Here is a 24,763-nt window from a genome sequence, read left to right on the forward strand (position 1 = left end):
GGTGGCTTCGGCGCGGGCCATTCCAAACCCAAATCATACGATTAGGTCTGCAGCATTGTTGTCCCGTGGAGTTGATGGTGCACCCAAACGACGATTTTCTCAGCGCGCCAAAATTGGACTATGACAGTTTCCGAGCTGCACTGCGCGAGGATTGGGGATTGTTTAGTCCCGCCTTCGAAGCCAACATCTTCGCCGGCAAGGTGCGCACGCGGCGCGTCTTCGGATTCGTCGCAACGGATCTCACCTGCAACGCGACTCGCGTTGAGCGTACGGAATCGGATATTCGCCGTGATGACATGGAGTATTATTACGCCGTAGTTCAGCTTACAGGCGGATCGACAATCATTCAGAACGACCGAGTCGTAAATTTCGCTGCTGGCGATGTCGTCCTGCTCGATTCCACAAGACCCGTAACATTCGTCCCGGAGGCCAAGCACCGGGACGCGCAATGGCTTAGTCTGCAATTGCCGCGCCAGAACCTGGTTTCGCATCTCGGCTTCGAACCACAAGGTGGCGCTTGCGGTCCGCGATCGGCGCAAGCGTCACGTCTGCTCTGTCAACTCGCTCTTGGCTCCGTGAGCGATGCAGAACCATCGTTTTCGTCGGCTGATAGATATATGCCTCTAGTAGTCTATGATCTCCTCGGCGCGCTGTTTGCACCGCCCGCCCCGCTTGGCTCACGCCACAACGACAAGCTGTTCATGCGCGCCTGCCACATCATAAAGAACCGCTTTGCCGATCCGGACATCTCTCCGCGCGAGGTGGCTGCCGAGGCGGGAATTTCGCTACGTTATTTGCAGAAGCTGTTCACGGTCCGTGGGTCGACATGCCGACACCACATATGTTCGGCCCGTCTGGATCATGCGGCGCGTCTGATCGAGCGCCGCGCGTTGATCAAGACAGGCCAGCCACTCAACGATATCGCCTACGCCTGCGGCTTTCGCGACTACACGCATTTTGCACGAGGATTCCGACAGCGTTTCGGCATCACGCCGGGCGCATTCGGAACAGGTGCCACGGTTAGCGACAACGCACGAGTCCGCGCCAACCTTGGGCAAGTCGAAAGGCCCTCTATGGACCGACGCGACAAGCACGCCATTTGGCCAGCGCGAGCCGACGCAACAATGGGCGACGATGCCGAAGGTGAGGAACACGTCGACTAACCCGATGGATGCACGCGTCCTGACCGGCGCTGGCGACAGACCGGGGATCCAACCGCACAGCAGAGATCTTGTTTGACGTTCAACTAGACGCGGAGCGCTTCGGCCGGCTCGAGCGCAGCCGCGCGCGAGGCGGGGTAGACTCCGGACAAGAGGCCAATCACGCCGCCGACAACGGGCGCGAGCAAAGGAGCGAGCGGATCGAGCACCGGTGTCCAGACCTGGTACGCTGAGACGCCAACGACGATCGTAACGCCGATGCTGGATCCGAGCAGTCCTCCCACAATCCCCATGGACGCGCTCTCAACAAGGAACTGTGCCGCGATATGCCGGCGCGTCGCACCAATGGCGCGGCGCAATCCGATCTCCGCCGTCCGCTCCATCACGCCCACCAGCGTAATATTGGCAATCCCGAGCGCACCCACCACGAGCGACAGGCCACCCAAGAGCAGGAACATGACATTGAGGTCGGTCTGCACGTCATCGCGCACGCGTCGCGGCTCCTGCGGCAATTGCACCCGAAGCGTGCGTGGGTCATCCGGCCGCAAAGCAGCTCGCGCCTGTAGCGCAATCAGGGAGGCGGCGCCGATCTTCGTCTCCACGACAACGAGGCCGGGCCCGAAAAGGCCAAAGTATCGTCGCGCCGTGCCCTCGGGAATAATGACCGAGCCGAGCAGTTCGGGTTTTCTCACGACATCGCGAAGGATGCCGATGACGAGATAAAGTTCATCGCCGACATAGATCGCGGGCAGCCGCTCGACCCCACCGATGCCCAGACGGCGCGCGGCGTCGGGGCCGAGGACCGCGACGCGGTCGGCGCGGAAAGAATGCCCATCGTCCAGAAACCGTCCCGAGGCGAGGTCGCCGCGCACGGCGCGAAGCAGATCGGGCGAGGCCGCCCGCACCGCCAGCCTGATGGCTGTCTGGTTTGCCGGATCCACGACCGGCGACGCGCTGACGAGCGCGTCGTGGACATTGACGTCGCTCAGCAGGCCCGCGGCTACCACTCCGTTAAGCCGAACGAGCCGTTCCGGCGCGTCCCACGGAATTGCACGCGGATCAATCGTGCCGGTGGCGCCGCCCGGCCGTGCCGAGATGAAGAGTTCTGTGGCTGCGAGTTGATCGAACTGGCTGATGATGCGATTGCCGGCGGTTCGGGTGAGACCAACGGTTGCGACCAAAGCCGACATGCCGATTACGATGCCGAGCACCGTAAGCGCCATGCGGGCCGGCCGCGCGATCGCCCCGGCGATCGACTCGGTGATAAGGTCGCGCGTCGTGATTCCCGAAGCCGCGAAGCGCTTCTTGGATGGGGTTGATAATGCAGGCTCGCCTCCGCCAAGGAGTTCGCCATCCTTCATATTGACCCGCCGCGAGGCGCGGCCCGCCACGTTTTCATCGTGCGTGACGACGACGATCGTCATTCCCTCCTTGTTCAGCTCGGTGAAGAAGTCGAGGATCGACTCGGTGTTCTTGGAATCGAGATTGCCTGTCGGTTCATCACACAGCAGCAGACTCGGTGAGCCCATCAGAGCCCGGGCGATCGCCACCCGCTGCCGTTCGCCGCCTGACAATTTGGAAGGCAGAAACTCCGCCCGATGGGCGAGGCCAACGCGGCGAATTTCCGCCAGCGCTCGCTCGCGCCGCCCCTGTCCGGTCCGGCGGCGGTATACTTCCGCCAGCATGACATTCTCGAGGACGGTGCGATATGGCAGGAGATGAAACGACTGGAAGATGAATCCAATGCGCCGGCTGCGCAGTCCGGCTCGCTCATTCTCACTCAGCTTCGTCGTTTCTACGCCATCAAGAAGGAACTCTCCGCTGGTTGGCCGGTCAAGGCAACCCAGCATATTCAAAAGTGTCGATTTCCCTGAGCCGGATGGCCCGGTGATCGACAGCCATTCGCCACGCCGCACCACGAGATCGACATCAACCAACGCATTGACGGCAGGATCGGTCCCGAATTGCCTGCACACCTTACGCAGGTCGAGCACATGATTGGGATCGGCGGCAACCGTTTCGACCGACAACTCTCGACGTATGGTTGCGGTGGGCATCATTTCATCGCCGTTGGCTCCGCCGTCTTGTAGCCTACCACCACCATCTGGCCGGGCGCGAGCCGCTCGTCGGACGCGCTGACCTCGACATAGCCACCCGTCGAAAGCCCTGGCTGCACGGTGACGTATTCCTGGCGGCCACTACGATCGACCAGCACGCGTGACGTTCCGTCCGCGGCGAGCGATAATGCGCTCGTCGGCACGGCGATAACCGGGCCCTTGGTGGTTTCGATCGGGATTGCAAGGCGAACGGAGAAACCTGCCAGGGCAACTGGCGTACTCTCCACCTTGACGCCGAGATAGAAGTGGTAGCCATCCACGCCGCGCGTCCCTGGCGTGTTCGCCACCGTCTCAACGATACCGTTCGCCTTGATGCCAAGCGCCTGCTCATCGACGGCGACTTTCATTCCTGGCTTCACCAGCGGCGCGGCCTCGATCGCCAGTTGCGAGTCGATGCTGAGCTCGTTGTCCGTCACGCTCATCACCGGCCCGGTCGCATTGCCGGCAACGGACGCGGTCACCTCGTGAACGCGGATCGGCAACGACGGGATGAACACGACCTCGTCCGCCGGCACCTGGACGCCGAGCTTTGCCCTCGCCGCCGCGAGCTCGCGATCCAGACGCTCGTATCGTTCGGTTGCAACCTTGACGTCGAATTCGGCGAGCGTCTGTTGTTCCTGCGCCGCACGCACGCTGCGCTCGCCTTCCAAGCTCGCCGCTTTCACGGCGCCCTCGGCGGCCTTGATCCGCTCGTTGGCCAGGCTGGCCTCGCGCGTCGCATTCTCAATCGCAAGCTCGGCTTCTACCCTTACCTTGCGTTGCGCGCTTCGCGCTACTCTCAGCTTGGCCTCGGCTGCCGCCTTGGTCATCTCCGTCTGGCGCGGATCGAGGACGACCAAGGCGCGGTCGGCCATCTGCGTCTTGATATCGGCGTCGGCCATAGCGGCCGAATATGTGCCCCGCGCACGCTCGGTTTGAACCAGGAGGGATTTGCCGGTGCGTGCGTCTGCCAGCTGCCGGCCGGTACCGAAACGCAAAGCGCTATCGATTGTGGCCTGACGAATATTCTGCTCCGCGATCGCGCGCGCGGCGGCCACCGCCTTGACGGCCGTGTCGCGCGCGGTCTCGGCAGCGAGCCGGCTTCTCGCAGCGTCCGACCAGTCTCGCTCCAGCGTGGCGATTGCGGCGCGCTGTTCACGTGTTGGTCCGAACGCATCCCACCCGGCCTTTTGATACATGCGCTCAACCGCAAGGGACGTCTTTTGATCGTAGTTGCCGTCGACTGGTCCCGGATCAAAGCCGAGCCGGGCCAACGCTTCCTCGAGCTGCTGCACGTCGCTCCCGCTCGTTCCCGGCGACATGTCGCGGAAGGCCGGCGCGGCGCCACGCAGGACCAGGACCGGACGGCCAGACGCTGACATGATCACGTCGCCTTCCTTGAACTGCGCATTTGGCCGCGGCAGCGACGAGATCAGTCCGGCCCCACCCTTAACGATGGAAGGCGCAATCGAAATCGGCTGCGGGAGGCCGAAGCGAACGGTCCCGCGCGTGACAACATCGGAACTCAGAACGCGCGATTCGACCGGCACAAGGATCGGAGATGGCTCAGGCGGCGCGGTTCGCGCCGCCATCTCTGCCGGCGACTGGATCCTGGACCCCATGTACCAGGCGCCAAGCGCCGTGCCGCCGACAAGGCCCAGGATGCCCCAGAGAACATTTACCCGGCTCGCGACCATGCCCAATCCTCCCAACTATTTATTGGGGTCGCACCGGCCATGCTCGCTCGAGCAATGCGTTGGCCTTCGCTGCGATTCCCGGCCACGGGAAAAGAATACCCGCAGCAACCGATCCGGGAAAGACCGACAAATGGATGTAACGATCGATCTCATTGGACTTTCCGGGAGAACATTTCCTCCTGGATCCGCTCCTCGACCGGCTTCAACACCTCCTCCGACATTTTGAAGGCCTTAGCCGCCACACTTCGCTCAAAATCCTGTAGTTTTCGCAAAGCCGCCTTCTGGTCCGCTGACATCTTGTCAACCAGGAGCCTGCCGCCCTCGGTCAGTGCGTTGAGCCGGTTGCGCAGGTCGGGTTCAATTTCATCGGGATGGCCATATTCAAAACCGGCCTTCTTCATCTCGCGCTGCCAATAGCCAAGTGCGGCTTTCATGCGCGAATCCTTGTTGATGAGTGCGTCCTGGGGATTGTAGTGGCTCGCCTTCAGTTGATCGGGTTTGAACGTTTCGGCAACAGCCTTGCGTGTGCAGCCGCCAGTGCGCGACAGGTCTTCGATCTCGAGCGCGACCGCGAAAGTGCTGGATACGTCGTCCCCGAACAAGGCGCGATTATAGGCGGCCTGATCCGCCGGTGAAAGTTTACGGAAAATCTGCACATTGCGTTCGCCGAGGCCGACGCGAGCGGGGCTGTAGCCGGTGGACAGTTGAGGCGCCAAGCCCGTGTAGAAGGTGGATACGCCGAATCCATAGCGATTGACGAACTCCTCCTCGCTGAGGCCAGGAAGGCTCTTGTCCGCCGACATGCCAGCTCGCACCGTGTCGACATCAGCAGCAATGTACTTGAAGCCCTGTTCGCTCATGCAGCGCGCGATGATTTCCTCGGTCTTCTCGATCGCCTGAACCAGCTCGCGTGGCGACAGCCCGAATTCCTCGGTGCCAAGGCCCTTCGGGGCCTCTGCCGCGGCGGCGATCATTGGAGCGAAAAGAACGGTGAACAGTCCCGTGCAGATTGCTCTCTTCATGGCACTACCTCGTCGAATAATCCTGTCAGGATCGCGGCCGCATCTCACCGCAACCACCAGGAGGGTGGGCGCGCGATCCACGATTTCGTCACTGAGAGTGAAAAAATCGTGGATCGCAGTCGAAAGACGGTCCATTCAGATCGCCCTCGTGCCGTCGCTTCCTCAGTCCGTTCCAACGATATTTCCCGACTCGATGTCGACGAAGACATCCTTCTCACCCTGGTTCGGGGTCTGGATCTCCACGACGTAGACATTCTTGCCTTTCTTTCGTTCGATCTTCACCTCGGTGACCTTGCCAGGGATCCGCTCGAGAGCGATCTTCGTTGCCTCCGCTCCGGTGACCTTCGCCACGGGCGGCGTATACTTGAGCGGCTTGTCGCGCAGCGTCCCGACGCTTGAAACGTCTGAGGCCGGATTTTCCTTCGGCAGCGCGTTGGAAACGATGAGCTTGCCGTCGGAGGTGTCGGACACCACCCCAACCACCGGACACCAGATCTTGTCGGTGATGTCGTCCAGTTCGCGCAGACCCTGCTCGCGAACCCGGACACAGTTCTTGAACGTCCCAGCCGGAACCGTCATTTCGATGCCGGCTTCTATGTTCTCGGAGCCGCCAGAGTTCACGCGGCCCCCGTCGAATAGATAGCGACCGCCGATCGTGAATGTGCCGGGCATCAACAAGCCCGGTTCGGCGACGCTGTCGCCGTCGAATTCGCCCGCCCGCCAGGTGCCGGCGAAAACCGGCTTGCCTTCCTCATTGATCTCCCAACTCACCTCACCGAAGGCATAAACGCTGTTGGTCGTCTTATCGACGGCGAACCAGTTGAGCGCACGCTGCGTCAGGACCCCATCGAGATATTCCTCTTCCTGCACGACCGCTGTCTTGAATTTTCCAATGCCGGGAATGTCGAAATCCTCGGTGTCATTGAGGACCACTGTTTCCTTGCGATACTTCCCGTCGGGATGATCGGGCCGCTCATGCACATGCTTGTGGCCCGGCACGATCGGGTAATAGAGCGGGTTTATCCCCTGCGGGACGATATTCTCGCCTTTCAGATTCCAATCCCTCAGAGAAGAATAATCCTTGGCATGCTTCCAGCGCGGCGGATCCTTGATCTCACCCGCGACCGCAGCGCCGCCGAGCGTGAACCCGACCGCCGTCAGAAAGCTGACCGCCATGAGTGCGGCACGCCACCTGATCAGCCGGCCAGATGGCCGGTCTTCCATCTTCATATGTCGATCCAAACTCTTCATGTCGAACATCTCACGGCCCTCCAGTTGCGGGCGGCGGTCTGGCGATGCGTCGCCCAGGGTTACGGAAACTTGAGTTCAGGTGGCGGGCGGACAGCAATCACTGCCGCGAACCATCTTCCTCATGCGGTCTTCCTATTCCACTGGCCTGTCTCCACGTCAGTCCGTTATGTCAGTCCGTTCCAACGACCTCCCCGGTCTGGGTGTCGACAAAGACGTCGACCTCTCCACTACCGGTCTGGATCTCGACGACGTAAACGTTCCTGCCCCGCTTCTTCTCGATGGTTACGTCGGTGACTTTTCCGGGCATTCGCTGAAGCGCGACCCTCTTGGCGTCAGCAATTGAAACCTTGGCCGCCGCCGACTTTTGCTTCGCGGGTTTGTCGCGCTGCTTCCCGATGCTTGAAACGTTGGAGGCCGGATTGCTGGACGGGAGCGCGTTGGAAATGACGAGCTTGCCGTCTGAGGTATCGCTCACCAGGCCGACTTCCGGACACCAGATCTTGTCGTTGATATCCTTCAGGTCGATCAAATCTTGCTCGCGGACCCGGACGCAGCCCTTGAACGTCCCGGCAGGAACTGTGGCCTGAAGGCCTTCTTCCATGTTCTCGGCGCCACCATAGGACGTGCTCTTGCTGCCGGCGGAAATGTAGCGCTCGCCGACCTTGAAGGTGCCCGGCATCAGCAGGCCTGGTTCAGCGACGCCGTCGCCGTCGGGGTCTCCGGCCCGCCACGTGCCCGTGAAGCTCGGCTTGCCGTCCTCGATTTTCCAGCTCACCTCGCCGAACGAGAGAACGTTGTTGGTGGCCTTGTCGAGAGCGATCCAGTTGAGCGTGCGCTGCGCCAGGGCGCCGTCGAGATACTCCTCTTCCTGCACCACCGCCGTCTTGAATTTGCCGATGCCCCGAATATCGAAATCCTCCGTGGTGTCCAGCACCACGGCCTCCTTGCGATATCTGCCGTCGGGGTGATCGCGCCGCTCCAGCGCATGCTTGTGGCCCGGCGTGATCGGGTAATAGAGCGGGTTGACGCCATGCGGGACGATCTGCTCGCCTTTCAAATTCCAATCCTTCAGTGAGGAGAAGTCACTGCCCTTGGTCCAGCGCGGCGCGTCCTTGATTTCGGCCCCATACGCTCCGCTGCCCGTGATAGATCCGGCCGCGGACAGGACGACAGCTGCCGTGAGCACGGCACGCAACCGGAAGAATGGGCTGAGCCGCCAATCCACTGGCTTTGCTTGTATGTCCGCCATTGCAATGCCCTCAGGTATGGACGGAAGATCCGGCTGCCGCCCGGGATCGCGCAAGCTGGACCTTAAGACATGGCCGGTTGGTCTCAGGCCGATCCGATGATGACGGGATGCGTTCGTTCATCGCTCCCTCGCGGTGGAGAATTCGGTTTCGATAAAAGAGCGGTTGCCATCTTTCGCGACCGTACCGATCGCGAGCGTGTAAGCCTGGCCGGCACGCAGGAATCCCTTGGGCACCGCGAAGGCTTTGGTCGAAGCCGGCACCAGCGCCCGGATTTCGTAAGGCGAGCCGTTCTGCTCGATAACGATGACGCACGACTCGATCCCTTTCGGCACGGACCAACGCAAGGTCAAGTCAGTGGCGGGAACATCCTTTTGGCCAGACCGTGGATATTCGAACGTGGCCGGTTCCGGAAAAGCATGGCTCAGTCGCGCCTCGCCGCGCAGGCGTACCCCCTTGCTCGTGCTTCCTTCGAAACGGTATGCGCCCGCCGGGAAGTCGGCCTTGACGATGCGGTCATCCGCGGGTTCCGGAGATTCGATCGTCAGCTTGCGAATTCCAAGTTTCGAGTCGGGAGTCTTGACGTCGACCACCGTTCGCTCACCGGGCGCCGCTACCCTCAGCTCCGTGAGCCCTTCGCTGGCGCCTGTTACCTCGAACTTGATCTCGGCGTCCCTGTCTTGCACGTTGCGTTCGAGATAGACGGAGAGCTGTTCGAACTGCCCGTTCTCAGCCGCGGACGTCGCCATTGGAAGAGAAATGGTTGCCAATGCCACAGCCGAAGCGAGCCAACTGTCGTGACGCAGCTTGAGCTTCACGTCACCCTCCCCTGATATGCTCCTACGGCTTCCGGACCTGTCGGCCCGACCGTGCCGCGGCCGAAACGGAGATAAAGGGCCGGCAAAATGAACAGATTGAGCAGTGTCGAGGTCACAAGGCCACCCATGATGACCACCGCCATCGGATACTCGATCTCATGGCCGGGCAAATTGCCGAAAATGATCAGTGGCAGGATCGCAAGTCCAGCCGCCCCTGTTGTCATCAGGATCGGACGCAACCGCTCGTTCGCTCCGCGAAGCACGAGGTCCATGCCAAACGTCGCTCCCTCATAGCGCTCCAAATGCTGGAAGTGGTTGATCATGATGATTCCGTTGCGCGCGGCGATGCCCAGCACGGTCAGAAATCCGATCAATGAACCCAACGAAACGATTCCACCTGCCAGCCACGCTGCCAGCACGCCCCCCACCAGCGCTGACGGGAGAGTGAGGAAACTGAGCGTTGCCAGCCGCCAGCTGCCAAAAGTCTGTTGCAGAAGCACGAATATGACGGCGAGCGCCAGCACACCAAGCGCTTCGAGCCGCGCGCGAGCGGCGCGCAGCTCCTGATACTCGCCCTGCAGCACCGCGTAGTAGCCGAGCGGGAACGACAACTTCTCGAGTCGCGCCTGCACGTCCTGGGCGACCGCGGCGAGATCCCGGCCCCGGACATTCGCCTCCACATCAATCCGGCGGGAGCTTGCCTCGCGTCGGATGACATTTGGCGTCGGCTGAATGTCGACGTCGGCTACTTCGGCCAGCCGCACGCGCTGGCCGGTCGGCGTGTCGATCTGCATCTGGCGGACAGAGTCAACGCTGCGACGGAATTCCGGCGGGGTCCATACCTGAACGTCATAGGTGCGCCCCTCGAGGAAGATGTCACCGACCTCCTCGCCAGCCATCAGAGTTGCGGAGGCTCGCCGGGCATCACCCGGCTTCAGACCGTAACGTTGCGCCTCATCCAGCTTCAGTGTCACCTGGATGTGCGGCACCTCGACGATCAGCTCCTTGTGCAGGTTGACGAGGTTGGGAACGTCGGCGAGTGCCGCGCGGACCTCCTCCGCCTTGCCCCGGAGAACGTCGAGGTCCGGGCCAAAGATGCGAACGACGATCGCCTCACCGGCGCCAGTCAGGACCTCGCGAATGCGCTCCTTCAGATAGGTCTGCACATCGCGATAGAGGCCTGGATAACCCTCCACCATTTCCTCGATCCTGGCATGCGTCCGGTCGTAGTCGGCATCCTTGCTGATACTGATCCAGTTCTCTCCGAAATTGACGCCGACGACCTCGTCCGCGGCGAAGGCCTGACCGATATGGGCGCCGAAATTGCGTACTCCCGGAATGGCTCGCAGCTCCTTGCTCGCCCGCGTCGTGATGCGCAACATTTCGGGCAGCGAGGTGTCGGGCGAGGTGACCCAATGCATCAGGAAATCGCGCTCCTTGAACGCCGGCAGCAACGAGTGCCCGAGCAACGGCCAGACGACGATCCCCGCGAGGGTTACGACGCCGACGGTGATGAACGCCGGACGCGGCGTTCGAGTGACACGCTCGAGCAAGCGCGGGTAATGGCGCCGCAGCCAGACGACGAGTGGCGATTCACGCCCTTCAAGCCGCGCGTTGTTCAGCAGGATCAGGCAAAGCGCCGGCGTCACCGTCATCGCCACGACAAGCGAAGCCGCGATCGCAAGCACATAGGCCGCTATCAAGGGCTTGAAAAACGATCCGGTCAGGCCCTGCATGAACAACACGGGAACCACGGCGGCCACCACGATCAGGGTCGCGGAGACGATCGGCGCGCGCATCTCGAGGGACGCGTCCAGAACGATGCGCGCCGTGCTTCGTGTATCGGCCGCCTGCCGCGAAAGACGCAGGCGTCGCATGATATTCTCGACATCGAGGATCGCATCATCGACGACGATTCCCAGCGCGATCACGAAGCCGGCCAGCGTCATCGTGTTGACAGTCGCACCCAACATGAACAGGACCAGTGCGGCTGCAAGCAGCGACAGCGGAATGGCGACGACGCAGACGATCGCGGTGCGCCACTCATAGAGGAAGATGACAATAATGCCCGTAACGAGCAGGCAGCTCAGCAACATTGCCCGTGACAGATTGTCGATCGAGTCCTCGACGAAGGTTGCGGGCCGGAAGATCGTCGTATCGATCTCTACCCCCGGAAGACCCGGCTTCATCTTCTCCAGCGCTTCTTCCACCCCGCGGGTGACCGCGAGCGTGTTTCCCCAGGGGAATTTCTCGACAATGAGCATCAACCCCGGGCCGTCATTGATGACGGCGTCACCGATCATGCCTTGCGGCGCATAGACAAGGTTGGCCACCTCGTTCAGCAACAGTGGCTTGCCGTCCTTTGTCGTCACCGGCACCTTGGAGAGCGTCTCGGGTGTAACGCCGGACGCGGCAAAGATCAGCTGAAAGCGCTGATTGGGCGTTTCGACAAAGCCGCCGGTGCCGATATGCGCGCCGCGGGAATAGCGCAACAGGCCGACGTCAAGGGCATCGGAAACCGCCTCCTGCACTTGATCGAGCGTGACTTCCGCTGCGGCCATCCGATTCGGATCGACCATGACCTGGAGCATCTTGAGCTGCTCGCCCCAGATCGCGACGTTCGCAACTCCGGGAACACCGAGCAGCCGTTGTCGAATGGTCCAATAGGCAAGCATCGACAGGTCCATGACGGACTTGTCCCGCGAGGTGATGCCGATCTTCATGATCCGGCTCGTCGAGGACAATGGCGGCATCATGAAGGGCGGAGCCGCCCACGTCGGCAGGCTCTTGGACGCAAGCGCCATGCGCTCGCTCACCAGTTGACGCGCCCGGATACCATCGACGCCGGTTTTGAAGATCAGGAGGATCGACGACAATTGCCCCACCGACTTCGAACGCATCACGTCGATGTCCGGAACGCCGTTCAGCGCGTTTTCCAGCGGCACGGTCACCAGCTGTTCAACTTCGGCCGACGAGAGTCCAAGGCAGATGGTTTGGATCTCCACGCGCGGCGGCGCGAATTCCGGGAACACGTCTACTGGCACATCCCTAAGGCGTGCCAGGCCAAACCAGGTCAGCACCACGCCCAGCGCGAGGACGAGATAGCGAAAGCGCAGGCTCGATGCTATGACCAGCTTCATCATCGCAAGACATCCAACTCGGGCCGCGGCCGTTAGGCGGCACAACCAAGCTAATGGCCGACCTTCACCTCAGTCCCGAATACTTGCGGCACCCCGGCCGAGAGCACCTTGGTGCCGACCGGCGGCCCGTCGCTCAGGTACACGTTGTCACCCTTGATGGTGTCAATCTCAATCGGTCCGCGGACGAAGGTCAGCGGCTCGGCGCTGATGTAGATCCACGCTTTTCCCGAGAGATCGTAAAGAACGGATGCATAGGGGACGATGAGTCGCCCCGACGGATCGGCGCGCACCTCGTCGATCAGAATACCAAGCCGTTCCGCCGCCTTCGGCGTGAGTGTAATCTTCTTGATGTTTGCATCAAGCGTAGGCTCGACGCGCGCCGGCGTGCTTTTCCCTACCGTTTCCGCAGATAGGACCAGGACAAAAACCATTACGAGGCACGCGGCAGACGCCGCTACCAGCACCTTAAAGCGGGTCATGAGGCGTTCCCTCCTCTTGATCGCAATCGAACAAAGCACACCGTGCTCATGGCGTGGTCTCCATCTCAAGATCGAGGCGGTCGTCGGTCCAGCCGGCGGCAAACCGTACATAGAGCGCCGGAAGCATCAGCAATGTTGCGAGCGTCGCGGTGACGATGCCGCCTAAAACGACGACTGCAAGCGGGTGGACGATTTCAAGTCCCGCAACATCGCCCATGACTGCGAATGGAAGCACCAGAACGAATGTCGCGATCGCCGATGCCACGATGCGCGGGAATTGCTCGCGAACACCACGGCGCACTAGCGCTTCACCGAACGGCTCGCCCTCGTTCAACTGCAGATGCTGGAAATGAGAGACGAGACCGACGCCCTGCCGTACCGCCACCGCAAGCACGGCCGCCAGGCCCATCAGCGAGCCAAGCGAGACTGTACCCTCCTCGGTGACCGGGATGGCCGCCAGACCGCCCAGCACGGCGATGGGGACACCGAGCAGCGATAGTGCAGTGAGCTTCCAACTGCGCAGCACCGCCTGCAGGAGCAGGAACATTACGATCGCCGCAGCCACCACGTAGCCGTATATCGACCGCAGGCTGGCTCTCTGTTCCCTGTATTCACCGAGCACCTCGGCGCGGTGTTCGAACGGGAATGCGACTTGCTTGACGCTGCGGACAACCTCTTCCGCCACATCACCAAGCGCCCGCTCGTCCACTTTTGCCAGGACGTCGATGCGGCGCGAAGCTCCCTGCCGACGGATAATACTGGTCGCCGGCGAGACGTGCACATCGGCGACCTGCGCGAGACGAGCCTGAGACCCGTTCTCGCTGTTGATCATCAGATTCCTTATGTCCTCGATGTTGTCGCGCAGTTCCGGACGGCCCCAGACCACCACATCGAAGACTTTCTGCTCCTCGAACAGCGCGCCGACGGTGATGCCACCGACAAGCGCAGAGGTTGCCCTGCGGACGTCACCTGGCTTCAAACCGAAGTCAGCCGCGCGATCGACATCCACCTTGACCTCGATCGCCGGCTCCTCGACCTGCAGCTCAACCCGTGCATTTTCGATGCCCTGGATCTTGGCGATCGCCGCGCGAATCTCCTCGGCCTTGGCGCGAATGACGTCGGCTCTTGCCGTATACGCGGACGGTGATGGAATCCGGGTCACCTGTGAGCGCTTCACGAAGCCTGGTCGACAGATATGTTCCGACCTGCCCGCGCATTCCGGGATAGCCTGTGACGACTGATTCCACGGCATCGACCACGGTTTCGTATTGCGCCTCGGGATCGATGTTGACCCACACCTGCCCGGCATTCACGTCGGTCACGCGCTCGCAGTTGCAGAGCAGCGCGCGCCCGAGATTGGCGTAGGCGCTCTGCACACCCGGGATCTGCTTGAGGTCGCGAATCAATCCCTCAGTGGATCGCATCATCGCCTGAAGCGAGGTGCCGGGCGGTCCCTGCCACTCAATGAGAAGATCAGTCTCCTTGAAGCTCGGTATCAAGTTGCGTTCGTGCAAATTCAAGAGCGCAACGCAAGCGAACGCTGCGACGACGCCGACGCCGATGCAGGCGATCGGCCAGCGGGCGACGGAGCAAACTACCCGATCAAGAATTCCGGCCCATCGATCGATCGGCCCATCACCCCTGGCATTCGGCGCAACATTGACGAGAAGCAGTGAGGCGAGCGCCGGGGTCAGGATTAGCGCCACCAGCATCGAGATCGCCACGGCGCCGATGTAAGCCCAGGCCATCGGCGCAAAGAACGACGCCGACCGGCTCTGCATGAACAGGACGGGAAGCACCGCCAGCACGACGATCAGCGATGCGTAGACCATCGGCCGACGCGTCTCCTGCATCGCACGGGCGAGGACAAGGAAACTCGATTGTCCGTCGCGAGGCGCCCGCAACCGGCGCAGCAGATTGTCAGCGTCGAGAATGCCGTCATGAACCACCACCCCCGAGGCCATCAAAAGACCGCCGATGACCATCATGCTGAGCGATATTCCGGCAGCCTGCAGCAGCAGCACGGCCGAAACGAAGGACAACGAGATCGCGGCCAGGGCGATAACGGCGCCCCTCCAGCTCCCCATCAACAGACCAAGCGCGACTGCGACCAGAACGACCGAAGCAATTGCGGCCCTGCTCAGGTTGCGTGTCGCACGTTCGATGAAGCTCGCGGGATGATAGATCGTCGTGTTGATCTCGATGCCGGGCAGCCCCGGTTTCAACTCGTCCAGCGCACGCTCGACTCCGCGCGTGACGTCTGATGTGTTGAAACCGGGAAACTTCTCGATGGCCAGCATCAGGCCCGGTCCGTCACCGATGATGGCATCACCGATCAGCGCCTGATGACCTTCGGCGAGAAATGCAACGTCGCCGACGCGCACGGTGGTGCCGCTCAATGGCACCTTGGCGAACGTACCTACCGTGGAGATCGGCAGCTGGTGACGAATGCTGAGCCGCTGGTTCGGTGTTTCGATGAAGCCGCCAGTGCCCGGCGTGGATGAGTTCAGGTAGGTCAGCGGCGAGGACCACACCGCCTCACCAGTGGTCTTGATCACTTGCTCCAGCTTAACGCCCTTCTTCAGCAGGTTTCGGCCATCGACAAGCACCTGCACCTGCCGCTCGCGCTGCCCCCAGATCGAAACGTTCGCGACTCCAGGAACGCCGGCGAGCCGCGGAGCGATGTTCCAGCGCGCCTGAATAGACATGTCGATCAGCGAGACGGATTTCGAACTCAGGCCGATATTCATCACTCGGCTGGTTGAGGACACCGGCTGCAGCATGACCGGCGGGCTGGAGACGTTCGGCAGGGCGTGTGCCTGCGTCAGTCGTTCCTGCACCATCTGCCGCGCCTTCATCAGATCGGTGCCGGGCGCGAAGATCATTTCGATCGTCGAGAGTCCCGCCATCGATTCCGATTGGATGAGCTGAAGCCAAGGGACGCCGTTAAGCAGATCCGCTTCCAGCGGCACTGTGATCAGCGATTCAACTTCGGCGCTAGAGAGACCGAGCGATTCCGTCTTCACCGTGAGCGAGGGGAGCGCAAGTTCGGGGACAACATCCAACGGCTTGTCCCTGATGCCAATGGCGCCGAAGATCAGCAGGCCAGCAGCGACAGCCACAACAAGAGTACGCAAACGCACGCTAGAGGAAATGAGCCACAACATTCTCGCCCCCTCTTTTTACCTATGATTGTAATCAAACTCCGATTGCAAACGTCTGCTGAACTACTAGATGCTTTGGTTTCCATCTCGTTCGCACGGAACCGCGATCATCTTCCCCTCGGGAATGGCGAACCGCAGCTTGTCTGGCGCTATCCGCAAAATCTTTGCGCGTGCACGAGGGGTCCTATATTACGGCCTTTGCTTGACTAACCTCTGCGAGACATTTTGACGCACGTACTTTTGGACAGGTTCGGCCAACTGGGTCAAGCAATGCTACCCATTTGGTTAGGGGGCACTACCGAATTGGGTTACGTCCCTCGCATCACCCGACGACTCCAGGTTGCAAATCTCCTGACAACGGCGCTTGCCAGACCAATTCGCTCGCGCGCGGGTAATGCACGTCAGAGTGACTAGTGTTGTCTCGGCGCCATCGACGCGCTTCCGTTAACGACTTCTTCTGTTGTCTGTTGTCGACTTGACGGGTGAAACGTTGACGGTGAATGTTTGCCTGTATGCTCGAAATGGTTGTGAGCGAGTTGGCCCGGCTGTTTGGGTGCCTGGAGTAGCGAGGGGAGACCGCGCATGAACTCTGGCAAGCGAGATGAGTTCGTTGCTGGATCCGGACGGCGACGGCAGGTGAAAGCAATCAGAGCGCTCGAGTCGACGATGGGCGGTCGGCGCCCCTACGTCATATGCCGGTTGATCGTTGGCGGTGCGCCAGCATTCTTCGGCCTTGCCCTTCTTGTCCCTTCTTATGCGGCGGCTGCGGAGAGCGAGGAGATCGCAGTTCTCCGACGGATGCTTGGGGAGCTGAAGACGGAGAATCGAAAGCTGTCCGAACGCCTCAGTGCGCTGGAAGGAGCGGCAACGCCAAAGCGCAGCGCGCCGCGTGAGCGCGCGATAGCCGGCGCAACAGCAGCGGCGCCTGCCGCAACTGAGGTGAAGCCGGTGCGGCCCGCCGAGGCATCAGCCGCCGTCCTGCCCGCTCCGGATTTGACCGAAGCAGGAGCAAAAAGACCGCTCGCAGCACGCGTGAATGACCTGGAGATCGCCTGGGGCGCACAGGAGAATGCGACACGACAGATTATCGCAGATACGCTCAACAAGACGGGACCGAAGATCAACAACTACCTCACCCTTAGCGGGGTCGTCGAAGGGATTGCCTCGCGCACAAACAATTTTAACGGCCCCACCCAGGAAAACCTGCAGTTGGGCACAGCCGAACTCGACTTCGATATCAAGCTGAGCGACTGGCTGACCGGCGCAGTGGTACTTCATTTCGACAGCGGCACCGGCGCGATATTTCCGACCGGAAACCAACCCATCGTGCCTAACGTCCCCGGCACCGGCGTTGATCGCTTCACGCTTGATCGGACTCACATTTTGGTCGGCGACTTGATGCAATTCCCGATAGCTGCCCGCTTCGGCGTTGAGACGCTGCATTTCGGTACGTCAACCGGCGTCGCACGTCTGGATACCCTTTCGATCGGCACCCCTCTGACGACCGAGGTGTTTGAAAACCGCCAGACCGCAGGAGGTTTGGAATTCGCCTGGCCGACCCCTCCTCTGCGACCGCTGCCCGCGCCTGTGGTCGTTCCCAAGGTCAATCCGCTGGTGGTCGCACCGGCAGTTCAGCAGATCGCGCGCTGGATGGGTTACACCCCACCTCCTCAGCGGCCGTTCAAGCCGCTACCAGTGACTCCCCCGCTCGAGCCGCCACCCTTCTACGGCTCGGTCATCACGTACAGGGGCAGCGACAGCATCATACCCGGCCGCACCAGAATTGACGATTACAACGCTACACTTGGTTTCCGCACGAGCGGCCATTGTGGCTTGCCGTATGATCAGTTGACGACCTCGCTGATCTGTCCGTGGACCCTTGATTTCCATGTCGACTATGACACCTCCGTGTTCGAGAGCAGATTCCTGCATGCGTCGTACCTGCCATTCCTGCCGGAGATCGGACGCGTTCCCGGAGTGGCAGCGAGCGTCAAAGCCAGTCTTGGCCCGTTCGCGGTTGTTGGCGAGGTGAACGCCGCTCTTCGGTCAGCTCAGTTCATCGATGGGCTCGGCATTCCGAGGAACATGACGCCGATGACATGGCAGGCTTCGCTTGCCTACCAGTTCGATTGGAATCCATGGGTGACGGAGATTGGCGCGCAGGGTGATTTCATCTCGTTGGGATATTCCGGCAGCAAGGACATGGCTGGCGTGTTGATTCTGCAAAACGGCGTGCCGACTCGAATTGGATTCGTCCCGCAACACCGGCTGTTCCTCACCGCCGGCGAGTGGGTGATGGACGGGCTGAAAATCGCCGTCGAATATTCCGCCAATTGGGACTATTCAACGAACGTCGGCGGCACGGGCAAGCTCGCGCATGGTGCGTTCGGACTGATCCAGCTCAACTTTTGATCCGCTGCTCCCAGAAGCCATGCGTCAGCGTCGAGAGACAGTCGAACACCGTCCGTCGAGTAGTTCGATGCTCGAGGCCAGGGTTGAGTCCCGAACGCTCGCCCAACTGAAGGGATAACTCCATGAAGGCCATCGTGCCGGGCGCATTCGGTGCCGCGCTGCTCGTGTCTGCCGCTTCCGCCGCCCCCCTCAGCGCGACGACGATCGCCTCCGCCGAAATTTCCAACTTCGACCAGGTCGGCCTGGTCTGCAACGAGTATTATGGACGCTGCTGGCGGACCCGGCGACCGCGCTACGTGCTGCGCTATTTCTACGACCCCAGCTACTTCCCCGGCTGGGGCTACAACTACTACGCTGGCCCCGGCTACTACAGTCGCCGATACGGCGGACCAAGGTTCATCATTCGCGGCTGGTAGCCAGGTGCGCGAGGCCCGCGCGCGACGTGCTAGGGGTCGCGTGCACCATACAGAATTTGTGGAGGATTCGGATGAAAGCTTTCTTGCTCGCCTGCGTGGCGGCTGTCGTGATCGCCGCAGCCTCGGCTGCGATGCTTAGCGGCATTCAGGAGCCCGTCGCACAGGCCTTTGCGACAATCGGCGTGCGTCTCTAGGGAGCGGCCAGGAACCGCTCTCCGCCGCTACTCCGCCGCAGAGGCCGCGTGGCGCGGCTGCGCTGTGCGCGCCGTTTCCTCGTCCAGCCATAGGCTGTGATGCTCGCGCGCCCAATTGACGTCAACTTCGCCCGATCCCATCGCCTCGAACGCGCCTTCCATACCGATCGTGCCGATGTAGATGTGCGCGAGCATCGCCGCGACGAACAACACCGAAACGATGGAGTGAACGATCTGGGCCATCTGCATGCCCTCAATCCCCGTGGTGTAGAACGGGAACATGAGGAGATAGCCGGTCGCAGCGACGAGACCGCCGCCAATCACGACGATCCAGTAGATCCCCTTTTGGCCCGCGTTGAAGCGACGGGCCGGCGGGTGATCATGCCCGATGAGACCGCCTCCCCGCTTGATCCACTCCACATCCAGCTTGCTCGGGATATTGCCGCCAAGCCACATCAGAAAGATCAGCACGACTCCAATGGTGAACGGGAAGCTCAAATAATTGTGGGCATACTTCGCCCATTGCGACCATTCCGAAAACGCTTCGAATCCGATCAGCGGCAGCAGCAGCGGCCGGCCGAAGGTGATGTTCAGGCCGGAGATCCCCAGAATGATGAAGCAGGTCGCGGTCATCCAGTGCACGAACCGCTCAAACATGTTGAAGCGCACGATGGTGCGCCCCGATCGGCCGCTTTCCAGCCGGACCATGCCGCGCGTGAGATAAAAGATGACGAGCACCGCCAGCATGCCGATGATCGCCACGCCGCCAATCCACCGTAGCGTGACATTGCGGAAGTCACGCCATTCGCGCCCCTGCGGCTGCTCGAGAACACCGGACCGCTGGTCCGGGATGCTGACGCGGCCCTGGATCCGGTTCAGCTCCTGCAGAAGCTGCTGTTCCTTGACCGAGCGCGCGGTTGGATTGACCTGCTGGGCGCTCGACGGTGCCGGCGCCACGATGACCAGCAGAAGCAGTGCCCACGCGCCGACGCCTAAACGAATGAACCTTCCAAACGACGCCATGAGCTCCTCCCGGTCTTGCGCGCGCCTATCACCCGCGGCTTGCGTCAGGACGCGATCGTCTCGCGATAGGCCGTCTTCCAGCCCCATGCACCCGAGCCGTAGCCGCGCTTCGTCACACGCTCCATGTAGATTTGCGCGATGATCTCGCCGTCGCCGGCCAATAGCGACTTGGTCGAGCACATCTCGGCGCACAGCGGCAGTTTGCCTTCGGCAAGACGGTTCGCACCGTATTTCTCGTATTCCGCCTTGCTGCCGTCGGCCTCGGGGCCGCCGGCGCAGAAGGTGCATTTGTCCATCTTGCCGCGCGAGCCGAAGTTGCCGACCTTCGGATATTGCGGCGCCCCGAACGGACAGGCGTAGAAGCAATAGCCGCAGCCGATGCAGAGGTCCTTGGAGTGCAGCACGACGCCATCGGCGGTGGTGTAGAAGCAGTTCACCGGACACACCGCCGCGCAGGGCGCATCGGTGCAGTGCATGCAGGCCATCGAAACCGAACGCTCGCCGGGCTTGCCGTCGTTGATGGTGACCACACGGCGCCGGTTGATGCCCCAGGGGACCTCATGCTCGTTCTTGCACGCGGTCACGCAGGCGTTGCACTCGATGCAACGGTCGGCGTCGCAGAGGAATTTCATACGGGCCATCGTCGTTGCTCCTTATGCTGCAGCAATCTGGCAGAGGGTGACCTTCGGCTCCTGCATGCCCGTGGCAGGATCGTAGCCATAGGTGGTGATGGTATTCGCGCTTTCGCCGAGCACGATGGGATCGGTGCCCTTCGGGTAGGCGCTGCGCAGATCTTTGCCCCCGAGCCAGCCGCCGAAGTGGAACGGCATCCAGGCAACGCCCTTGCCGACCCGCTCCGTCACCAGCGCTTTCATTCTCGCCCTGGAGCTACTCTCGGCGCCGGTGACCCAGACCCAGCCGCCGTCCTTGATGCCGCGATCGGCGGCATCGGCAGGACTGATCTCGATGAACATGTCCTGCTGCAGTTCGGCAAGCCACGGATTGGTACGGGTCTCCTCACCGCCGCCCTCATATTCAACCAGACGGCCCGACGACAGAATGAGCGGAAACTGTTTTGCAATTCCCTTCTCCACCGCAGCTTTCTGGATGGAGAAACCGATATTGGGCATGCGGAACTGCTCGGCATCGGGCAACGTCGGATATTTTGCGACGAGGTCGACGCGCGGCGTGTAGATCGGCTCGCGATGCACCGGAATCGGGTCCGGCAGGCCGAACGCGTTCATGCGCGCCTTGCCGTTGCCGTAGGGCACACAGCCGTGTTTGAGCGCAACCCGCTGGATGCCGCCGGAGAGATCGAGCGACCACGACACGGCACCGGGGGTGGCGGGATTGATCTTGTTGATCGTGGCCATCTCCGCTTCGGTGAGATCGGTATCCCAGCCGAGCTTCTTCAGGCTCGCCAATGTGAATTCGGGATAACCGTCCTGGATCTCCGAGTCCTTGGAGGAGGACTTGTCCGCCAGCAGGCTGACCTTCCGTGTGGTCCCGTCCGGCAGCTTCTCCTCGCGCTCGACGCCGAAGCGCGGCCGGAAAGTTCCGCCACCATCCATCACGTGGAGGTTGGTGTTGTAGAGCAGCGGCGTGCCCGGATGCCTGACTTCCGGCGAGCCCCAGCACGGCCACGGCAGGCCATAATAGTCGCCACCGATTTCCGGCTCGTCTTTCGGCGCTCGCATGGTCAGCATGTCGAACTTGGCCTGGTTCTTCATGTGCGCCTTGAGCCGCTCGGGCGATTGGCCGCAATAGCCGGTCGACCAGCTCCCGCGGTTCATCTCGCGCAGGACATCCTCGGCCTCGGGCAGATTGTTCTCGACCTTGATGTTCTTGAACATCTTGTCGGCGAAACCGAGCTTCTTGGCCATCAGGTAGATGACTTCGAGATCGTCCTTGGATTCGAACACCGGCTTGACGATCTGCTCGCCCCACTGCAGCGACCGGTTCGAAGCGACGCGCGAGCCCTTGCACTCGAATTGCGTGGCGACCGGAAGGATGTAGACCCCGTCCTTGCGTCCCGCTTCGACCGAGAGCGAGGCCCAGGTCGTCGGATGCGGGTCGGCGATGACAAGCAGCTCGAGCGCCTTCAGGCCTTTGAGAGATTCCGGAATGCGGGTGATGCTGTTGCTGGCGTGTCCCTGAACGAACACCGCCCGCACATTGTCTTTCTGCGCGACCCGATCTTTCGGCAACGTCACCGCGTCGAACCAACGGGTGAGCGGAATGCCGGGGGTTTCCATGATTTGCTTGGTGTCGAAGCGTGACTTCAGGTATTCGTAGTCGACCTCCCAGACCCGCGACCAGTGCTTCCATGCGCCTTCGGCGAGGCCGTAGTAGAATGGCAGCGTGACGATATCCAGCCCGACATCGGTCGCTCCCTGCACGTTGTCATGGCCACGGAAGATGTTGGCGCCCATGCCCTGTCCGCCGACATTGCCGGTCATCAGAAGCAGGATGCAACTCGCGCGCACGTTGGCCGTGCCGACGGTCTTCTGCGTCTGACCCATGGCCCAGATCAGCGTTGACGGCTTCTCCGTGGCAAACATCTTGGCGACGCGCTTGAGCTGTTCGCCGGGAACGCCACTGACGCGCTCGACTTCTTCCGGATTCCACTTCTCCACTTCCTTGCGCAGATCGTCGAAACCGTAGACGCGCTGCTGGATGAATTCTTTGTCCTCCCAGCCGTTCTGGAGGATGTGCCACATCATGCCGTAGAGCACGGGTATGTCGGTGCCCGGCCGCATGCGCACATATTCGGTCGCATGCGCCGCGGTCCGCGTCATCCGGGGATCGATGACGATGAAGTTGGCCTTTTGCAGCTCCTTGCCCTCGAGCAGATGCTGCAGCGATACAGGATGCGCCTCCGCCGGATTGCCGCCCAGCACGACCTGGGTCTTGGCGTTGCGAATGTCGTTATAGCTGTTGGTCATCGCGCCGTAGCCCCAGGTGTTGGCCACACCGGTGACGGTCGTCGAATGGCAGATCCTCGCCTGATGATCGGTGTTGTTGGTGCCCCAGAACGCGCCAAGCTTGCGGAACAGATAGGCGCCTTCATTGGTCATCTTGGCCGATCCCAGCCAGTAGACGGAATCCGGGCCCGACTTCTCGCGAATGTCCTGGCACTTGTCGCCGATCTCATTGATCGCGGTCTCCCAGGAGACGCGCGTCCACTGCCCGCCCACGAGCTTCATCGGATAGCGCAGCCGCCGGTCGCTGTGCACGAGCTCGCGTACAGATGCGCCCTTGGCACAATGCGATCCGCGATTGATCGGGGATTCCCAGCTCGGCTCCTGGCCGATCCAGACCTCGTTCAGCACCTCCGCGGTCACGGTGCATCCAACCGAGCAATGCGTGCAGATGCTCTTGCGGACGGTGGCGCCCGCGGCGAGCGGACCGGCGGTGGCCGCTTCCGCCTTGCGCACGCTGCCGATAGGGATGGTGCCGAGCGCGGCGAGCGCGCCGCCCGCAAGACCGGATTTGCGCAGGAAGCTGCGGCGATCAAGACCACCGGATTGACGAGCAAGGCCTTCCGCGACGGAGCCGCTATGGTCGGAGCCGGAACGCTGTGTTCTCTTGATAAGCACGGCTGCCTCCCTGTCTTAACTGGGATAGCGATTGACGCGATAGTACGTCTTCACATGGTCGGATTCCGTGTAGCGCGCCTTGCGCTTCTCATCGTTGTTCTCGCTATCGGCCTGCGCAGGTCCGACCAGCGGGGTCGCGAGCGTCGCACCGGCACTGAGCGTGCCGATGCCGATCTTGCGAAGGACATCGCGGCGCCCGACAGCGACTTTCTTTTCCTTTTCGTTCCTCATCGCTTTCCTCCCGGACCAGCGCACGCTGGTCAGTTGGCGAACGTGAATGCATCAGTCTCAATCTCGATGAACAGGCGACCGAGTCCCCCGACCGCGCGATAGAAATCGGCGCACTCTGCTCTCTCCATGTCGGCGAACAGCCGACCCATCCAGGACACGACGTGCGTCTCGAAGAAGGCGCGCTGCGCATCCGCGGTCGCCTCGAACTGCCCGCTTGCGAAGCCAGACATGATCTCGCACAGGATCGCTGCGTGATCCTCGGGCTCGAAATTGTTTTCGACGCGCTCGATCCCGAGCGCCGCGAGGTCGGCGCGCAGGCGCGACAGCGGCCGCTCGTTGAGAAACCCGGTCAGGTAATAGGACGCATAGGGCAGCAGTTCGCCACGGCCGAGGCCCACGAACAGATCGAAATATTCGCGTTCGATCCGGGCCGGGACCGCGCGAGCGGCGGCGTCCGCGAGCACTGCGTGCGCGCGTCCGAGCGGCGTCGTATCTGTGTTCAATGCGGCGAGTTGATCGAGCAGCTCCCTTGATGGAGCTGCGGACAGAAGCGTGGCAAGGAATGCGTATTCCTGCGCGCGCGCCGCATCGATGGGGTCGATCGGCTCGGATAAGGAGCTCTCGCGATAAAGATCGGGCCGCAACTGATTGCGCGACACGCCGGTTTCAGCCTCGACTGCAATCACCCGTTGCGCAGGCACCTTGCCCCAGTTCGAAACCGACGGCTGGCTGATGCCAATTTTGCGCGCAAGCTGGGCAACGCCGCCTACGGCGTCAATGGCGCGATCAAGCCCTTCATCACGCACGTGGACCT

The 24,763-nt window shown here is 61.8% G+C and carries 19 protein-coding genes; 4 read left to right on the forward strand and 15 right to left on the reverse strand.

The window, feature by feature from the left end; genetic code table 11:
• Nucleotides 1–74: 74 nt before the first annotated feature.
• On the forward strand, nucleotides 75–1,163 hold the full coding sequence (locus AB7008_RS30940) for a helix-turn-helix domain-containing protein (RefSeq protein WP_441261259.1): 1,089 nt from the start codon (nucleotides 75–77) through the stop codon (nucleotides 1,161–1,163).
• 83 nt (nucleotides 1,164–1,246) lie between these two features.
• Here the strand turns inward: AB7008_RS30940 and AB7008_RS30945 are convergent, their stop codons facing one another.
• From AB7008_RS30945 to AB7008_RS30990, 10 genes are all read right to left on the reverse strand, one after another.
• Nucleotides 1,247–3,220, reverse strand: coding sequence for an ABC transporter ATP-binding protein/permease (locus AB7008_RS30945; RefSeq protein WP_441260023.1), 1,974 nt, complete (start codon nucleotides 3,218–3,220; stop codon nucleotides 1,247–1,249).
• Nucleotides 3,217–4,551 (reverse strand): peptidoglycan-binding protein, encoded by a 1,335-nt coding sequence (locus tag AB7008_RS30950; RefSeq protein ID WP_441260024.1) that lies wholly within the window; start codon nucleotides 4,549–4,551, stop codon nucleotides 3,217–3,219. Before AB7008_RS30950 ends, AB7008_RS30945 begins: the two co-directional genes overlap by 4 nt.
• Before the next feature lie 551 nt (nucleotides 4,552–5,102).
• A complete protein-coding gene (locus AB7008_RS30955; protein WP_244464152.1) occupies nucleotides 5,103–6,110 on the reverse strand; it encodes a hypothetical protein in 1,008 nt (335 codons plus the stop codon).
• A 27-nt stretch (nucleotides 6,111–6,137) separates the two neighbouring features.
• The gene (locus AB7008_RS30960) at nucleotides 6,138–7,235 is read right to left on the reverse strand and encodes a PepSY domain-containing protein (protein WP_248878478.1); all 1,098 of its coding nucleotides are present in this window, start codon (nucleotides 7,233–7,235) and stop codon (nucleotides 6,138–6,140) included.
• Between the two features lie 160 nt (nucleotides 7,236–7,395).
• A complete protein-coding gene (locus AB7008_RS30965; RefSeq protein ID WP_441260025.1) occupies nucleotides 7,396–8,529 on the reverse strand; it encodes a PepSY domain-containing protein in 1,134 nt (377 codons plus the stop codon).
• A gap of 63 nt (nucleotides 8,530–8,592) precedes the next feature.
• On the reverse strand, nucleotides 8,593–9,291 hold the full coding sequence (locus AB7008_RS30970; protein WP_304490279.1) for a hypothetical protein: 699 nt from the start codon (nucleotides 9,289–9,291) through the stop codon (nucleotides 8,593–8,595).
• Nucleotides 9,288–12,434: an efflux RND transporter permease subunit gene (locus AB7008_RS30975; RefSeq protein ID WP_441260026.1), complete on the reverse strand. Its 3,147-nt coding sequence runs from the start codon at nucleotides 12,432–12,434 to the stop codon at nucleotides 9,288–9,290. Before AB7008_RS30975 ends, AB7008_RS30970 begins: the two co-directional genes overlap by 4 nt.
• Nucleotides 12,435–12,481: 47 nt before the next feature.
• Nucleotides 12,482–12,910: a hypothetical protein gene (locus AB7008_RS30980; protein ID WP_248878482.1), complete on the reverse strand. Its 429-nt coding sequence runs from the start codon at nucleotides 12,908–12,910 to the stop codon at nucleotides 12,482–12,484.
• A 46-nt stretch (nucleotides 12,911–12,956) separates the two neighbouring features.
• Complete coding sequence (locus AB7008_RS30985; RefSeq protein WP_441261260.1) at nucleotides 12,957–14,072, reverse strand: efflux RND transporter permease subunit; 1,116 nt, start codon at nucleotides 14,070–14,072, stop codon at nucleotides 12,957–12,959.
• On the reverse strand, nucleotides 13,954–16,077 hold the full coding sequence (locus AB7008_RS30990) for an efflux RND transporter permease subunit (RefSeq protein ID WP_441260027.1): 2,124 nt from the start codon (nucleotides 16,075–16,077) through the stop codon (nucleotides 13,954–13,956). Before AB7008_RS30990 ends, AB7008_RS30985 begins: the two co-directional genes overlap by 119 nt.
• Before the next feature lie 579 nt (nucleotides 16,078–16,656).
• On the opposite strand from AB7008_RS30990, the gene AB7008_RS30995 reads away from it, so the two are divergent.
• The 3 genes from AB7008_RS30995 to AB7008_RS31005 all read left to right on the forward strand — a co-directional run bounded on the left by AB7008_RS30995 (nucleotide 16,657) and on the right by AB7008_RS31005 (nucleotide 19,096).
• Entirely contained in the window at nucleotides 16,657–18,486 is a 1,830-nt protein-coding gene (locus AB7008_RS30995; protein WP_441260028.1) for a hypothetical protein, read from the forward strand.
• Between the two features lie 122 nt (nucleotides 18,487–18,608).
• The gene (locus AB7008_RS31000; protein WP_304490282.1) at nucleotides 18,609–18,902 is read left to right on the forward strand and encodes a hypothetical protein; all 294 of its coding nucleotides are present in this window, start codon (nucleotides 18,609–18,611) and stop codon (nucleotides 18,900–18,902) included.
• Between the two features lie 71 nt (nucleotides 18,903–18,973).
• Complete coding sequence (locus tag AB7008_RS31005) at nucleotides 18,974–19,096, forward strand: hypothetical protein (protein ID WP_256469294.1); 123 nt, start codon at nucleotides 18,974–18,976, stop codon at nucleotides 19,094–19,096.
• Nucleotides 19,097–19,123: 27 nt separating this feature from the next.
• Here AB7008_RS31005 and AB7008_RS31010 read toward each other — a convergent pair whose 3' ends face one another.
• Genes AB7008_RS31010 through AB7008_RS31030 form a run of 5 tightly spaced genes read right to left on the reverse strand, consistent with a single transcriptional unit; the run spans nucleotide 19,124 to nucleotide 24,755 of the window.
• A complete protein-coding gene (locus AB7008_RS31010; RefSeq protein WP_304494222.1) occupies nucleotides 19,124–20,119 on the reverse strand; it encodes a formate dehydrogenase subunit gamma in 996 nt (331 codons plus the stop codon).
• A 44-nt stretch (nucleotides 20,120–20,163) separates the two neighbouring features.
• A complete protein-coding gene (gene fdh3B / locus AB7008_RS31015) occupies nucleotides 20,164–20,760 on the reverse strand; it encodes a formate dehydrogenase FDH3 subunit beta (protein ID WP_304490283.1) in 597 nt (198 codons plus the stop codon).
• 12 nt (nucleotides 20,761–20,772) lie between these two features.
• Entirely contained in the window at nucleotides 20,773–23,718 is a 2,946-nt protein-coding gene (locus AB7008_RS31020) for a formate dehydrogenase subunit alpha (RefSeq protein ID WP_028154838.1), read from the reverse strand.
• A 15-nt stretch (nucleotides 23,719–23,733) separates the two neighbouring features.
• A complete protein-coding gene (locus AB7008_RS31025; protein WP_028154837.1) occupies nucleotides 23,734–23,949 on the reverse strand; it encodes a twin-arginine translocation signal domain-containing protein in 216 nt (71 codons plus the stop codon).
• A 29-nt stretch (nucleotides 23,950–23,978) separates the two neighbouring features.
• Complete coding sequence (locus AB7008_RS31030; RefSeq protein ID WP_304494223.1) at nucleotides 23,979–24,755, reverse strand: Cro/CI family transcriptional regulator; 777 nt, start codon at nucleotides 24,753–24,755, stop codon at nucleotides 23,979–23,981.
• Between the last annotated feature and the right edge of the window lie 8 nt (nucleotides 24,756–24,763).

Origin of the sequence: Bradyrhizobium sp. 521_C7_N1_3, assembly GCF_052075975.1 — a bacterium.
In the GTDB taxonomy this organism is placed as follows: Bacteria; Pseudomonadota; Alphaproteobacteria; order Rhizobiales; family Xanthobacteraceae; genus Bradyrhizobium; species Bradyrhizobium japonicum.

Excerpts from the sequence above, each read along its gene's own strand:
- AB7008_RS30995 (WP_441260028.1), top strand. The coding sequence starts at position 16,657 with ATGAACTCTGGCAAGCGAGATGAGTTCGTTGCTGGATCCGGACGGCGA.
- AB7008_RS30990 (WP_441260027.1), bottom strand. The coding sequence starts at position 16,077 with ATGTTGTGGCTCATTTCCTCTAGCGTGCGTTTGCGTACTCTTGTTGTG.
- AB7008_RS31005 (WP_256469294.1), top strand. The coding sequence starts at position 18,974 with ATGAAAGCTTTCTTGCTCGCCTGCGTGGCGGCTGTCGTGATCGCCGCA.
- AB7008_RS30945 (WP_441260023.1), bottom strand. The coding sequence starts at position 3,220 with ATGATGCCCACCGCAACCATACGTCGAGAGTTGTCGGTCGAAACGGTT.
- AB7008_RS30980 (WP_248878482.1), bottom strand. The coding sequence starts at position 12,910 with ATGACCCGCTTTAAGGTGCTGGTAGCGGCGTCTGCCGCGTGCCTCGTA.
- AB7008_RS31025 (WP_028154837.1), bottom strand. The coding sequence starts at position 23,949 with ATGAGGAACGAAAAGGAAAAGAAAGTCGCTGTCGGGCGCCGCGATGTC.
- AB7008_RS31010 (WP_304494222.1), bottom strand. The coding sequence starts at position 20,119 with ATGGCGTCGTTTGGAAGGTTCATTCGTTTAGGCGTCGGCGCGTGGGCA.
- AB7008_RS30940 (WP_441261259.1), top strand. The coding sequence starts at position 75 with ATGGTGCACCCAAACGACGATTTTCTCAGCGCGCCAAAATTGGACTAT.
- AB7008_RS30960 (WP_248878478.1), bottom strand. The coding sequence starts at position 7,235 with ATGTTCGACATGAAGAGTTTGGATCGACATATGAAGATGGAAGACCGG.
- AB7008_RS30975 (WP_441260026.1), bottom strand. The coding sequence starts at position 12,434 with ATGATGAAGCTGGTCATAGCATCGAGCCTGCGCTTTCGCTATCTCGTC.
- AB7008_RS30955 (WP_244464152.1), bottom strand. The coding sequence starts at position 6,110 with ATGGACCGTCTTTCGACTGCGATCCACGATTTTTTCACTCTCAGTGAC.
- fdh3B (WP_304490283.1), bottom strand. The coding sequence starts at position 20,760 with ATGGCCCGTATGAAATTCCTCTGCGACGCCGACCGTTGCATCGAGTGC.
- AB7008_RS31000 (WP_304490282.1), top strand. The coding sequence starts at position 18,609 with ATGAAGGCCATCGTGCCGGGCGCATTCGGTGCCGCGCTGCTCGTGTCT.